Source organism: Sphingobacterium sp. HJSM2_6 (genome assembly GCF_049316305.1).
Lineage (GTDB): Bacteria > Bacteroidota > Bacteroidia > Sphingobacteriales > Sphingobacteriaceae > Sphingobacterium.
In genome coordinates this window covers 135,004-149,402 of the sequence record NZ_JBMOXB010000006.1, presented here as the reverse complement: position 1 = coordinate 149,402, position 14,399 = coordinate 135,004, and the positions used below count along the sequence as shown (strand labels likewise).

10 protein-coding genes are annotated in these 14,399 nt (G+C 36.8%); 6 read left to right on the top strand and 4 right to left on the bottom strand.

Translation table 11 applies throughout. The annotated features are described in order from the left end of the window. Window positions 1-542 precede the first annotated feature (542 nt). From ACFRAE_RS07475 to ACFRAE_RS07465, 3 genes are read left to right on the top strand one after another with little or no spacing between them, the layout of a single operon-like run. A complete protein-coding gene (locus tag ACFRAE_RS07475; RefSeq protein WP_422796513.1) occupies window positions 543-3,686 on the top strand; it encodes a SusC/RagA family TonB-linked outer membrane protein in 3,144 nt (1,047 codons plus the stop codon). A gap of 11 nt (window positions 3,687-3,697) precedes the next feature. After that, window positions 3,698-5,164, top strand: a complete 1,467-nt coding sequence (locus tag ACFRAE_RS07470) for a SusD/RagB family nutrient-binding outer membrane lipoprotein (protein ID WP_422796512.1) — start codon at window positions 3,698-3,700, stop codon at window positions 5,162-5,164. Window positions 5,165-5,170: 6 nt separating this feature from the next. Then, entirely contained in the window at window positions 5,171-5,677 is a 507-nt protein-coding gene (locus ACFRAE_RS07465) for a hypothetical protein (RefSeq protein WP_422796511.1), read from the top strand. An 81-nt stretch (window positions 5,678-5,758) separates the two neighbouring features. Here ACFRAE_RS07465 and ACFRAE_RS07460 read toward each other — a convergent pair whose 3' ends face one another. Next, window positions 5,759-6,316: a thioredoxin family protein gene (locus ACFRAE_RS07460; protein ID WP_422796510.1), complete on the bottom strand. Its 558-nt coding sequence runs from the start codon at window positions 6,314-6,316 to the stop codon at window positions 5,759-5,761. 188 nt (window positions 6,317-6,504) lie between these two features. On the opposite strand from ACFRAE_RS07460, the gene dnaK reads away from it, so the two are divergent. Further along, on the top strand, window positions 6,505-8,421 hold the full coding sequence (dnaK, locus tag ACFRAE_RS07455; protein WP_422796509.1) for a molecular chaperone DnaK: 1,917 nt from the start codon (window positions 6,505-6,507) through the stop codon (window positions 8,419-8,421). A 396-nt stretch (window positions 8,422-8,817) separates the two neighbouring features. Here the strand turns inward: dnaK and ACFRAE_RS07450 are convergent, their stop codons facing one another. The 3 genes from ACFRAE_RS07450 to ACFRAE_RS07440 all read right to left on the bottom strand — a co-directional run bounded on the left by ACFRAE_RS07450 (window position 8,818) and on the right by ACFRAE_RS07440 (window position 12,108). Next, a complete protein-coding gene (locus ACFRAE_RS07450; protein WP_422796508.1) occupies window positions 8,818-9,483 on the bottom strand; it encodes a TIGR02117 family protein in 666 nt (221 codons plus the stop codon). 106 nt (window positions 9,484-9,589) lie between these two features. Next, window positions 9,590-10,504, bottom strand: a complete 915-nt coding sequence (locus ACFRAE_RS07445; protein WP_422796507.1) for a nucleotidyltransferase family protein — start codon at window positions 10,502-10,504, stop codon at window positions 9,590-9,592. 56 nt (window positions 10,505-10,560) lie between these two features. Beyond that, a complete protein-coding gene (locus tag ACFRAE_RS07440; protein ID WP_422796506.1) occupies window positions 10,561-12,108 on the bottom strand; it encodes a helicase HerA-like domain-containing protein in 1,548 nt (515 codons plus the stop codon). Window positions 12,109-12,301: 193 nt separating this feature from the next. On the opposite strand from ACFRAE_RS07440, the gene ACFRAE_RS07435 reads away from it, so the two are divergent. Together ACFRAE_RS07435 and ACFRAE_RS07430 are read left to right on the top strand one after the other, a co-directional pair. Further along, window positions 12,302-12,664 (top strand): hypothetical protein, encoded by a 363-nt coding sequence (locus tag ACFRAE_RS07435; protein WP_422796505.1) that lies wholly within the window; start codon window positions 12,302-12,304, stop codon window positions 12,662-12,664. A 108-nt stretch (window positions 12,665-12,772) separates the two neighbouring features. After that, window positions 12,773-14,353: a SulP family inorganic anion transporter gene (locus ACFRAE_RS07430; RefSeq protein WP_422796504.1), complete on the top strand. Its 1,581-nt coding sequence runs from the start codon at window positions 12,773-12,775 to the stop codon at window positions 14,351-14,353. The last annotated feature ends 46 nt before the right edge of the window (window positions 14,354-14,399 follow it).

Below are 14,399 nucleotides of genomic sequence, written 5' to 3'. Positions count from 1 at the left end.
TCCTTCGGATCTTCATCGGATCTTCATCGGAGTACCATCGAAACATCAACGAGTATATCCGATGAAACCCCAAAGGAGATGCATACGAGGTGCATTCAAAACGACTAATTAATGTCATTTATAATAAATGAATCTTGTATCTGAAAAATAGTAAATAGGGTTTAGGAGAAAAAATAAATCTATACCATCAATGAGTACATGAGTTAGATCTAGATCATGATTAAATCGTTTTATGAGTTATTTTAAATTAAAAATAAAATATATTTTGTTATTTTATTTTAAAGAAAATTAATATTTAGTTATATTTGACATAACAACCGATTATTTATAATAATAAACATAAGCGAATAAATATTAATTAATATAGTTTATACTTATCTTTTTATATCGTATTTAGATATAAATAAAATATTTTAAGTAAAAAAACTTGTTTATTTTCTTAAGAAACAAATAAGGTTAATATTCTTAGTAAAACAACCAATGAATTTTACTAAGAATGTTTACAAATAAATTTTATTAACTAAACAATTAAACACAGAAACATGAAACTAAATTTACTCAGTGTAGTCATGCTCTTACTGTTAGTAACAACAGCGGGGTATGCTCAAAACCGAAGTATCTTCGGAATTGTGAGATCTGCTTCAGATGGAACCCCATTAGCAGGAGTCTCTGTCAAGTTGGTCGGCACAAATTCGGCCACACAAACAGATGCCGCAGGAAGGTACAACATCCAAGCTAGAGAAAATTCCACCTTAAATTTCTCTTTTATTGGGTTTACAACGCAGAATATTAACATTGGAACTCGCTTAGAAATTAACATCAATTTAACCAGTACTGATGAGGCGATAGAAGAAATTCTGGTTACGGCACAAGGTATAGAACGTACGGCAAGGTCCATCGGATATGCAACTCAAAAAGTTAGCGGAGATGAGTTAACCCAACGTTCAGAGACCAATGTGTTAAATTCATTACAAGGAAAAATCGCCGGGGTATCGATAGGTAGCTCCTCAGGTCAACCAGGATCTTCGACCAATATCAACATTCGAGGTATTACCTCATTTGGCGGCAACAACCAACCCTTAATTGTTGTAGATGGCGTGATATTTAGTAATGATACCGATAATTCTCAAAACACCTTGTTTGGGTCTCAACCAGCCAACCGACTAAATGACATTCCGCCAGACAATATTGAATCTATTAACGTTTTGAAAGGTCCAGCCGCATCAGCCTTATATGGATCTAGAGCTTCTGCTGGGGTGTTAATCATTACCACAAAAAGTGGTAAAGGAATGACTGGAAAGACAGAGGTTTCCATAAATTCCTCCATCAACTTTCAGAACATCGGATTTCTTCCAAAACTCCAGTCCAGCTACGGTCAAGGTTCACAAAACATATACAACAATACATCAACAGCTTCTTGGGGCCCAGCTTTCGGAACAGTTGATGAGGTAATTCAAGGCGGTACCGAAAAACTTGTCCCTTATCGCGCTTATCCTAATAATATAAAAGACTTTTTCAATACAGGATCATTCCTGCAAAATTCTTTAAATCTAGCTGGTGGAGATGAGAATAGTAATTTTGCAGCAGGGGCATCAAGCACCATTCAACAAGGTGTAGTCCCAAATAGTAAATTCAACAGGCATACCGTCAATATTGGCGGAAACCGAACATTGAACAACGGCATTCGCATTTCTGGGGTATTAAACTACGCTAAAACTAACCAAAGAGGTTCTACTATGGGAAATGGAGGTAGTGCTTTTGGTCAGCTATCGAGAATCCCAATATCCTACGACTTAATGGGCACCCCTATATTGAATGAATTTGGTCAGCGACAATATTTCTTAAGCACTCAAAATAGTCCACTTTGGAGTGTAGAAAACGAGTTTTTCACCTCGAATGTCAATCGTGCTTATGGTAATCTAAGCGTGGGATATGATATTACAGATTGGCTAAATGTAAACTACCGCATTACGGGAGACACTTACTTCGACATCAGAACCCAAGTTTTAAGACCAGGTGCTGCAAGAGCTCCATTAGGATCAATTGATGAAGATAATCGTTTCCGTAGCGAGTTAAATGGAGATTTATTGATTACGGCTAAAAAAGAAAATTTATGGATTGATGGTTTAAACGCGAATTTGCTACTAGGACATAATATCAATAGCAGAGATTTTAGATCATCTGGAGTTATATCTAGTGATTTAGCGATTCCAGCGTTTGATAATGTAGGTGTTGCAGCGGTATTTACCGGCTCATATTCCGAAAAAACAACAAGAAGATTGATTGGATATTATGGTCAAGTAGGTCTAGGATATAAAGATTATTTATTTTTAGAATTAACCGGGCGTGCCGATCAATCTTCCACACTTCCAAAAAGCAATAATACGTATTTCTACCCTTCAACATCCATTAGTTTTGTACCTACCAGCGCTTTCCAAACGCTCAAATCTGAAACGCTATCGTACTGGAAAATTAGAGCTAATGCTGCTCGAGTAGGGCGTGATGCTGATCCATATTTATTAAAAACACTGTATACTTCTAGTTCATATGGCAATAACACCGCGAGCATTACATTCCCTTTATCAATAGATGGCTCCAGTATTCCAGGTTTTCAAATTAGCTCTCGTATTGGAAATAATGCCTTGAAACCTGAATTTGTAACATCCTATGAAATCGGAACGCAGGTAGGATTATTTAACAATCGAATTGATTTAGATTTCACTTATTTCAGCACAAAAAGTAAAAGTCAAATATTCAATGTAGCCGTTTCAAACTCTTCTGGTTTCAATAGTAAAACCAATAATATTGGAGAAATGACCAATCGTGGTATAGAAATACTATTGGGAGGCTATCCAATTAGAAAAGAAAAATTCAGCTGGCACATGAATTTTAACTTTACCCGTATACGCAATAATGTAGTTGCTATTTTTGGGGATAAACCGGTTGGAGGAAATATATTAACGAGTTCAGTAATTCCAAACATAAACTCCTTTACAGGTATTGCACCTTCTATCGCTGAAGGCCATCCTTATGGCGTAATTGTGGGCAGTCAACATGCTCGCAATGCAAATGGGGATTTTTTGATTAATCCAGTCACAGGGGGATTTGAATCTGCTATTGGCAACAAAGTGATTGCTAACCCTCAAAAAGATTATACCCTGGGCTTTACGAACACATTGAATTATAAAGGCATTAGTTTGATGGCTTTAATCGACATCCAAAAAGGCGGACAAATTTTCTCTATGGGACAGGTTGATTTGCGCACTGCGGGATATTTAGACTTCACTGCTGTAGATCGAGATCAACCAAGGATTTTACCAGGAGTGATTGAAATAATTGAAAATGGGGAAGTAAAAGGCTATAGACCAAATGATATTCAAGTTTCGGCTCAAACTTATTGGTCAGGCTTAGGGGGAATTGGTTCTGAAGCTGCTGTGTTCGACGCAACCTCCTACCGTCTTCGGGAAGTTTCTATTTCTTATGCCTTACCAGCATCCCTGCTACATAAAACTCCGTTTGGACAACTATCATTTGGCTTTAGCGCCAGAAACCTTTGGATGTTTGCTCCAGGTTTTCCAAGTGACCCAGAGATCAACACCCAAGGCGCAGGTAATGTGCAAGGTCTAGATTTAAACGGTATTCCAACAACGAAGAATTATGGATTCAATATCCGTATAACATTTTAATTCGACATCCAATGAAACACAATAAAAATATATTAAAAATATCCCTATTGGGATTTGCATTGACCTTAGGAAGTTGCGACAGATTTCTTGATGTCAACACCTCTCCTAATAATCCTGAAAAAGCTACGGTAAAAACATTATTACCCACCGCATTGGCTGGTACAGCATTTGCCAACAGCAATGAGTTAAATCGATTTGCATCCACCATTATGAGTGTAACAGCTGGAGTAAGCAATAGCCCCTCTAATTATGATATTTATTTGATTACCGGTGGTGATTTTACAAACCAGTGGAACTTCGAACTGTATGGCGGTGCAATGGTAAATTATTATAAATTAATCAAATTATCCGAGGAAACAAAAGCGACCTATTTTCTTGGAGTAGGTAAGATTATGTTAGCCTATTCCTTTGCATTAACCACAGATGTTTGGGGAGACATCCCATATTTAGAAGCACTACAAGGCGATTTAGGTATAACTGCCCCAAAACTCACTGCACAAAAAGATATTTATTTAGGTACTGATCAAGTGGAAAGTCTATTTGATTTAGTGAAATCTGGATTAAAAGATTTAGATGAAACGAACCCCCTGCAATTAGGAGGGGAAGACATCGTTTACCAGGGCAACATTTCAAAATGGAAAAGAGCTGGCAACTCTTTATTACTTAAGTTAGCAACACAAATTAGCTTAGTCGAACCTGCGAAAGCAAAAGCTATATATGAAGAAGTAATTGGCAAAAAACCCATAATTGAAGCTAATGATCAAAATTTAGCAGTAAATTTTGGAGGTCAAGTAGGATCTACAGCTCCCATTTGGACCTTAACTCACAATTCCCTTTTTCAAAACGATTTATTAATCAGCACTCGATTTGTTAATTTATTAAAATCCAAGGATGATCCTAGACTTCCTCTATTTGTCACCAAGCCTAGTGGAGATTATGTAACTATCGATAATGGATTTCGAGGTATACCGCCACAACCCAAAGTCCGATCCACCTATAGTAGCTATGTAACTGGAATAAACGGAGAAGGTCCCACACGTTTAATCACTGCTTCTTCCACATCCTTTAATATTGCAGAAGCAATTATACGATTAGGGATTTCCGGAGATGCCCAAGAATATTATAAAAAAGGGATAGCCTATTCGCTCAGCGACGCAGGATTATCCAACGAGCAGATTACGCAATACAGCAACACACATGCCGATGAATTCACCTTGTCGGGAACAAATGAAAATAAAATCAAGCAAATCATCACCCAAAAATACATTTCCCAATTTTCTAATGGATTGGAACAGTGGAATGACTGGAGAAGAACCGGTTATCCCGATTTGCCTGAGCACCAAAATGCTGGAGGTGAAGATGGGAAAAGACCAGTTCGTGCCATATACTTATTTACTGAACAACAGCGTAATCCAAATTTTCCTCAAGGTACAAGCGTACCAAAATCGAATGAAAAATTATGGTGGGACATTAATTAAAACAAAATGAAAACAATATATAACATAATCATCGCCATCCTCGTCATCACTGGACTTTCAGCCTGCAAGAAAGAATACTACTCTTTATATAAAGACAATAAACCCGAAATCCCTGTAACCTATGAGGGCGCCAGAACAGCTGGATTCAATCCATATATTGAAATTCCTGCTACCCAAAACAACATTAGTGTCACCTTGCTGATACCAGAAACTTCGGGTCGAAAGATTAAGGAAATATCAAAAGTAGAAGCGGGGTCTACAGCAATCAATGCCAACGGAGCTCGCAAAGGGAAATACATCTCATCAGCAATTGCTGGACAAGGAAATAAAGTCACATTCAGTACAACCCTAAGCAGTTTTAAAGCATACAGTCCCAATAATGAAAAACTAATAGCTGATTTTATGACAAATGCAAAAGCGAATGAATTGCAAATCGCATTTATGTTTTTAATCAAATTGGATAATGATCAAGAAATCATTCCAGTACAATTAAGAGTTGTTTTGAAAAAGTAATTTCAGAGACCGTAAAAAAAGCGCTACTCATATGGGTAGCGCTTTTTGTATTTATTGAAAATCTTGATCTTTAATAAAAAATTATTCAGCCAACAAAGAAGTGAGCTCCTTTTGGATCTCTTCCCCTTTATCATCATTATACCATTTTTGCAAGGCTTCTTTAAGTACATCAAAGGGTTGATCTTGAGCCTTCAACTCTTCAAAAAGTTGTTGCAATGCTGCCGGTCTAGGTCCCCAAACCAACTTATCATGCCCCACTTCATTTCGAATAATTAATTTCGGAATCGATTTTCCCCCATTAGTCAAATACTCATCGATAAGAAAAGGTTCAGCATCGCGTAGTTGAATATCAAAATCAATCATTGGATTATCTTTTACGATCAAATAGAGCTGAGCCACTGAATGAGCGGCATCTCCACACCATGGTTCAGTAATCACAATCCAATGCTGCGGATCTTTAATTTGCTGAATACAATTTTTCATTTTTTCTGAAGGCTCAAATTTTTTAAGCCATCGATTCATTCTAGACCAATTGAGTTTGGTGTAATTTAAATAATCAGGATTATTGGCGTAAATTTCGTGTGCTGCAGTATTCGTTAAGATATCTTCAAAGTAACTCTGGTATTCGTCGAAAGTCATGTTTGTTTATTTTTCTCAAAAATAAGGAATTAAATAATAATAAAAAAAATGACAGAATGTCACAACGCTATGACAAAGCCCCGCATATTTTTCAGCATTCGGGAAAAATTTTAAGAAAAAAACCGTTTGGCACAAGCGTTGTTGAGTTAATATAAATTGAATTATAATATAAGATAACAAAACAAGATATGTCAAAAATAATAGGAATCGACTTAGGAACTACCAACTCATGTGTAGCCGTAATGGAAGGAAATGAACCGGTAGTTATTGCCAACAACGAAGGTAAACGCACCACTCCTTCTATCGTTGCATTTGTAGAAGGTGGTGAACGTAAAGTTGGAGACCCTGCCAAACGTCAAGCGATCACCAATCCACATAAAACCGTTTATTCCATTAAACGTTTTATGGGTGTTTCTTTTGACGAGGCAAAAAATGAAATGAATCACATTCCCTATAATGTAGTTAAAGGGGATAACAACACACCTCGTGTGGAGATTGACGATCGTAAATACACTCCACAAGAAATCTCGGCAATGATTCTTCAAAAAATGAAGAAAACAGCTGAAGATTACTTAAATCAAGAAGTGACTAGAGCGGTCATTACTGTTCCTGCGTATTTTAATGATGCACAACGTCAAGCGACTAAAGAAGCCGGCGAAATTGCAGGTTTAAAAGTAGAACGTATTATCAATGAGCCTACAGCTGCTGCATTGGCATATGGTCTTGACAAGGCGGATAGAGACATGAAAATTGTGGTATTCGATTGTGGTGGTGGTACTCATGACGTTTCTGTTTTAGAATTAGGCGACGGCGTATTTGAAGTAAAAGCTACTGATGGAGATACTCACTTAGGTGGAGATGATTTTGACAATGCGGTTATCTCTTGGTTATCAGAAGAATTTGCTAATGAAAACAATGGTTTTGATTTGAAAAAAGATGCGATGGCTTTGCAACGTTTAAAGGATGCAGCAGAGAAAGCAAAAATTGAATTATCAAGCACCAGCTCAACTGAAATCAATTTACCATACATTACAGCAGATGCTACTGGACCAAAACACTTAGTTCGTACTTTATCACGTGCTAAATTTGAAAGCTTAGTAGCAGACTTAGTAAAACGTACCATAGAACCTTGTCGTACTGCATTAAAAAATGCGGGATATAGCACATCGGATATTGATGAAATTATTTTAGTAGGTGGGTCAACTCGTATACCTGCTATTCAAGAGGCTGTAAAAAGTTTCTTTGGTAAAGAACCATCGAAAGGGGTAAATCCAGATGAGGTTGTTGCATTAGGTGCAGCGATCCAAGGTGGAGTTTTAACTGGAGAAGTTAAGGATGTATTATTATTAGATGTTACTCCACTATCTTTAGGTATCGAAACCATGGGTGGTGTTATGACGAAATTAATTGAAGCAAACACGACAATCCCTACACGTAAATCGGAAGTGTTCTCTACAGCTTCTGACAATCAACCTTCTGTAGAAATACATGTATTGCAAGGTGAACGTCCGATGGCAGCGCAAAACCGTACTTTAGGTCGCTTCCAATTAACAGACATCCCTCCTGCTCCACGTGGTATTCCTCAAATTGAAGTAGTATTCGATATTGATGCTAATGGTATCATTAAAGTATCTGCCATCGATAAAGCGACTGGAAAAGAGCAAAACATTCGTATCGAAGCTTCCTCAGGTCTTTCTGATGAAGAAGTGAAAAGAATGAAACAAGAGGCAGAAGCGAATGCTGAAACGGATAAAAAAATCAAAGAAGAAGTTGATAAATTAAATGCTGCTGACGCATTGGTATTCTCTACAGAAAAACAATTGAAAGAATACGGCGATAAGATATCTGCTGATAAAAAAGCGCCTATCGAAGCAGGTTTAGAAAAATTGAAAGCAGCTCATGCAGCGAAAAATTTTGCTGATATTGATACCGCTTCTGCTGAATTACAAAACGCTTGGAATGCTGCATCGGAAGAAATGTACGCAGCTTCACAACAAGGTGCGCAAGGGCAACAAGCTCAAGGCGACGCTGGTCAAGCCAATAATGCGGATAACAAAGCGGGTGGAGATGATGTTCAAGATGTAGATTTTGAAGAGGTTAAATAAGTAACTCCACTATACATAAAAAAGCTCGGTTTCTTTGGAAACCGAGCTTTTTTTTATGGGTATAATCCCTTGGTATAAGCCCAGGCAGATCTAAGTAATTCATTAGCGCCAGCTCATTTTTAAGTATCCCTATGGTTGAAAGAAAGTAATGAACGGGTCCTTGAGAATGCTAAGTTGCTGGACAAACACCTAATTCCATTGCCATCGTATTTGCAAATAGCTTGGTTAAACGTAAAATGATTTTGATAGATGATGCTTCCTATTGCCTAATGGGGAAAAGCAATGGTAGATTTTGTGAACAAAAAGGTACTAAAGGAACGTTCCTGCAAAAACTTAGGAACTAATTAGCGTATATAAAGCGTATTTTTTAAATACATTTCAAAGCTACAGGTCAGTTTACCGGTAATGTTTTAAAATCCCTGTATCGAATACAGTCCAATAAGCACTTGGGAGATTTGCGTTTTTTAATGCGGTATTGGTCCAGGTATTACATGAAAAGAATAAACTGTAAGCCCCTTTAGCTTCGTAAAAAGCATCATTTAATCCATACTGTGCTTGTGTTTGTATTAAGATGGCTTCATTGGACGAACTTCTATCCAATGCGGCTTCCACATAGTCCACTAATTGCTGGTATTGTTCCGCATCTATTTTAACCTGGTAACATAATGAATCTTCTTGAATATGGGAGTAATAAGTAACATGCAAGGCTGTTTCGCCAATTCCTAATCCAGCTACTAAGGCTGTTTTCAGACTAAGGTCTTTCCATTCTGGAGTGTTTAGATAAAATCCCTTATCTCCCCAACCTATAGCCACATATTCAAAGTCTTTTGTAGGACCTTTATTGTTTGCTAAGGGAAATGTATTTTTCCAATCTACATGAGCTTGCTGAACAGGAAACACCAAATCCGTATGTACCCCATTTGATTTCACATAAATGCTTATATTTTTATTTCCACTAGCCTTGATATTTCCAGCAATGCTTGATAAGATCCAATCTGCGGCCAAATAAAGTAAAAAGAAAGCTATAATACCTCCCAATACATAAGCTATAAATACCATCATTTTTTTCAATACACCAAGAATTAGCAATCAGGATACAACTAATTTAAGAAAATAAAAATGGCAAGTATATCCTACCTGCCATGCACTAAAAAGATCTTCTATTTGATTAGAATAGTTTTGCTGGATAAACTCCATCAGCAACCAATGTGGAGATACATTCTTGAACAATTGGTTTATCTTCAACGTAGGTTACTCCAAACCATTTACTACTGGTAGGAATAACTTTAAAATCTGCCAATTGTTGTTTCACCATATAATCAGGTACACTAGGAATAAAAAATTCAGCTTTTGGATTATCGGCATTGTCTTCAACAAATTGAGGAAACATCTGTTGAGCTATATCAAATACTTTAGGTGTAAATCCCCAGAAATTCATAGAAACACGAGTATTTGCATCTAAATCATGTTGCACTCCATCTTCTTCAAAAACAATCTTCCTATTTCCAGCTTCATCTGTTACGTAATAAATATTTGTACGCTCTGTAACGGATGCCATATTTCCTGCTTCGGTAACTTCACAAACGCCTCTAGACACATACCCATAATCTGACATGGTATTACCCACAGCAAAACCCATTAATGACATCGTTGAATCGCTCACTTCTTCAGTAAGAAATTTAGCCATTTTTTGAAAGGCATCATAGCCATAAAAATCATCCGCATTAATCACACAAAATGGTTCATGGACAATATCTTTTGCACTCATTACTGCATGTGCAGTACCCCAAGGCTTCAAGCGTTCAATTTCTCTATTCACACCAAACTTCTTCAAATTGAAATCCTGAAATGCATATTCCACGTCAATATGACCTGCTAGTTTTGCGTCGAATTTTTCCCGCATGACTTGTTCAAATTCTTCTCGAATAATAAAAACTACTTTCCCAAAACCGGCACGGATGGCATCATAAATGGAATAATCAATAATAGACTCTCCATGTGGACCAAAAGCATCTACCTGTTTTAAAGAACCATAACGGCTCGCCATGCCTGCAGCTAATACTACCAAAGTAGGTTTTCCCATATTATAAATTTTAATTAAGTACCTGTAATTGTGTGCGCAAATATACTACTTTCTAGTTATCTCTTTTTGAAAATGGAATTTAAGATTCCAGTTGCAATCTTACCCAATAATTTCGCACCCTCTCGGGCTAAAGTACGACTAGCCTGGTTCTTAGCCGCTTCAAATGGAGTCTGTCGAGTAGAACGTGAAGATGTCGACGATTTAGAAGCTTTCTCAGCCTCCTTAGCCTCTTGCTCACGCGCTTCTTCCTGATCATGCTGTGCCATACGCTCCTCTAATATTTCGGAGGCTGTACGCCTTTCTATGCGCTCTTGATACTTATCTTGGTAAGAGGATGAATTTAACAACTGTTGGTATTGATTAGGCTGACAAGGTCCCATAACAGCTCTGGCGGGCACTAAATGTGTCGCCACGACTTCCGTAGGAATTCCCTTATCATTCAATACTGTGACCAAGGCTTGTCCTGTGCCTAAGGAGGTTAATACTTTATCGATTTCATAAAAATCGGAGGTAGGATAGGTTTTTACCGTTTTTCGAAGATTTTCAGCATCATTTGGCGTAAAAGCTCTTAATGCATGTTGAATTCGATTTCCTAACTGTCCTAATACAGACTCTGGAATATCGGCAGCAGCTTGGGTACAAAAAAATACACCAATTCCCTTAGACCTAATCAATCGTACGATTTGTTCAATTTGGGTAAGAAATGTTTTGGAAGCTCCATTAAATAATAAGTGAGCCTCATCGAAAAAGAAGACTAATTTAGGTTTATCTAAATCGCCAACCTCCGGCATCTTTTTGAAAAGCTGCGCTAATAAACTCAATAAGAATGTGGAAAACAACAATGGCTGATCTTGAATATCCGATATATTGAGCAAGGATATCACCCCTTTACCATCCACTTTCCCGAATAAATCTTGAATATCAAATTCTTTTTCTCCAAAAATATGCGCTAGGCCTTGTTGTTCAATTGCGACTATCTTTCGAAGGATGGTACTGGCACTGGCTGTACTTATTTTACCATAATCTGCTTTGATTTCCTCCGCTCCTGGCCCTTCAGATAAGTAACTTAGTAGTTTCTTTAAATCAGCAAAATCAACAATAGGCAATTGATTATCATCGGCATATTTAAATATGGCACTTAAAACTCCGGATTGGGTATCGTTTAAATCTAATATTCTAGACAATAATACGGGTCCAAAATCTTCCACAGTCACTCGCATAGAGGCTCCTAACTGCCCACTTAAGGAAAAAATCTCGAGTGGGAAGCTTGAGGGAACAAAAGGTATCCCTACCGCTAAACCGCGTTCTATTAATGCCTCATTGCTATTTCCTGGTTCAGCAAGACCCGATAAATCACCTTTCACATCCAACATAAATACGGGAACACCCGCGTCAGAAAGTTGTTCAGCCATTAATTGCAAGGTTCTTGTTTTACCTGTACCTGTAGCACCTGCAATAAGACCATGACGATTCATCATTTTTAATGCTAAATTAACTTTCGCATCAGTTACAATTTCACCATTTAAAATACCTGAACCCAATTGAATAAAGGGTCCTTTCGGATTATAAGAATGTATTACTTTCTCTATAAATTGTTCTTTCATAATATTATAGAACTGAAGATCTAAATGTTAAAATAAAAATAAAGATAATACAATAGTATTTAAGAATTAAACAGATTTAATATTAATAAAATGTTAAGTATTCAGTAGAAAAGCAATCCTTTTGTAAAATAATCACAACAAAATTTCAAAAAACATGATTATTTAAAATTAAATTTTATTTTTGTTGAAGTTTATGATTGCAAAAACACGATTGATTACTAAATCCTATAGAATAATAGCAGCAAAGATTTGCTTTTTAGTCTTCTTTACGAAGATGCTAATATCTATTACACCGATGTTTATCGATGTATTGGATCAGGGTACAGTGCTTCAAATTGTGATGCAATTAGAGATTGAAAACACCGCCAAAGGTGCCAATAGTAACAATGAAGACATTCATGAAACGGGCGTAAAAATATTTAAACCCGATGCCATGGATTACCTTAGCTTCAACCCTACTATTGAAAATTCAGGACAAATCAAACATTACTTACGTAATGAAAAAACGATTTGTGCTTTCCATCCAACAGTGCCAACGCCGCCTCCTAACAGTTAATTCAACATTTTTCTTATTTATCAGCTTATTCTGACCTGTAAACAGGGTCTTAATGGGATTATTGATTGTTTATTGTTAAAAATTGAATTAAATTAAAACGTAGTTTTTATGTTTGGTACACGTACGTCTGCTTTTCTAAAATTGTCGAAAAGAGACTTAAAATATGATTTCCCGGCAAGTATAGTCGTTTTCTTAGTGGCATTACCACTTTGTTTGGGAATTGCAATGGCCTCTGGTGCCCCACTTTTTGCTGGGATATTAACAGGGGTAATAGGAGGTATAGTTGTTGCTTCCTTATCTGGATCACCATTAAGTGTGAGTGGTCCTGCGGCGGGTTTAACCGTCATCGTTTTAGGAGCTATTGAAAAGTTAGGGGCTTATGACACGTTTATTCTAGCAGTACTATTAGCTGGAGCAATCCAATTAGTTTTAGGCTTTTTGAAAGCGGGAATGATTGGAAATTACTTCCCTTCCTCGGTAATCTTAGGTATGTTAGCTGCTATTGGTATTACCATTATCCTGAAACAAATACCTTTAGCATTCGGCATGACTGAAACGAATGCATTTGATGTAGAAAATGGGGGAGGTATATCGGCATTTACGAATACCATTATCTCCAGTGTCAATTGGGGAGCCACTTTAATCTGTTTACTTTCCATAGCTATACTTATTGTTTGGCCTAACTTGAAAACCTTAAACAAGGTTCCAGCTCCGTTAATGGTGGTATTGCTAGGTATAGGTTTAGGTTTTGCTTTTCAAGGCACTTCGTTAGCGCTAAATCCGAATCATTTTGTTTCGATTCCAGTAGTTTCTTCTTTTACGGAATTTAAAGGTTTATTTATATTTCCGGATTTTACCCAAATATTAAATAAAGAAGTATGGATTGTGGCGGTCACTATCGCTATTATCGCAAGTTTGGAAACCTTATTGAGTATTGAAGCTGTCGATAAAATTGACCCTTTCAAACGTAATTCACCAACTAACAAGGAGTTAATTGCACAAGGTATTGGTAATATGACAAGTGGTTTATTGGGTGGTTTGCCTATGACATCAGTTATCGTTCGTTCCTCTGCCAATGCAAATTCTGGAGGAAGAACTAGGCAGTCGGCAATTATGCACGGTATTTGGTTATTATTAGCATTACTAGCAATTCCTAGTTTGATAAACTTAATTCCTTTAGCAGGTCTAGCAGCCATTCTTTTACATACAGGATTTAAATTAGCAAAACCAGCTTTATTTAAACAAATGCTAAAGAAAGGATTGGATCAATTTATTCCTTTTACGATCACCGTTATCGCTATTGTCTTCACTGATTTATTAACAGGAGTTGGGGTAGGTATTTTAGTCGCTACATTCTACATTTTGCGTGCGAATATGCACAATGCTTATCAATTCAACATTCGACCTACTGATGAAGAAGACAAGTCTGTCGCTGTATTAACATTGGCTGAAGAAGTGACCTTTCTTAATAAGGCTCCAATTCAACAAAAATTGTATAACCTACCTAAAAATGTAAAATCGGTAGTGATTGATGGACACAAAAGTACATTTATAGACAAAGATGTCATCGATGTGATCAAAGATTTCGAGCAAAATGCGATAAGTAAAGGAATCGAAATTGAACTTAATGAAGTAACTTACAAGAAGAAAGTGTTAAGTAAAAAACAAAAACTTCAAAAAGTGGTTTAAATAAACCGAAATAATATTGAACATTGTAAATAATTAATAACTCAAC

Coding starts and splice junctions, on each gene's coding strand:
- ACFRAE_RS07470 (WP_422796512.1), top strand. CDS start 3,698: ATGAAACACAATAAAAATATATTAAAAATATCCCTATTGGGATTTGCA.
- ACFRAE_RS07430 (WP_422796504.1), top strand. CDS start 12,773: ATGTTTGGTACACGTACGTCTGCTTTTCTAAAATTGTCGAAAAGAGAC.
- ACFRAE_RS07435 (WP_422796505.1), top strand. CDS start 12,302: ATGATTGCAAAAACACGATTGATTACTAAATCCTATAGAATAATAGCA.
- ACFRAE_RS07450 (WP_422796508.1), bottom strand. CDS start 9,483: ATGATGGTATTTATAGCTTATGTATTGGGAGGTATTATAGCTTTCTTT.
- ACFRAE_RS07440 (WP_422796506.1), bottom strand. CDS start 12,108: ATGAAAGAACAATTTATAGAGAAAGTAATACATTCTTATAATCCGAAA.
- ACFRAE_RS07445 (WP_422796507.1), bottom strand. CDS start 10,504: ATGGGAAAACCTACTTTGGTAGTATTAGCTGCAGGCATGGCGAGCCGT.
- ACFRAE_RS07460 (WP_422796510.1), bottom strand. CDS start 6,316: ATGACTTTCGACGAATACCAGAGTTACTTTGAAGATATCTTAACGAAT.
- dnaK (WP_422796509.1), top strand. CDS start 6,505: ATGTCAAAAATAATAGGAATCGACTTAGGAACTACCAACTCATGTGTA.
- ACFRAE_RS07465 (WP_422796511.1), top strand. CDS start 5,171: ATGAAAACAATATATAACATAATCATCGCCATCCTCGTCATCACTGGA.
- ACFRAE_RS07475 (WP_422796513.1), top strand. CDS start 543: ATGAAACTAAATTTACTCAGTGTAGTCATGCTCTTACTGTTAGTAACA.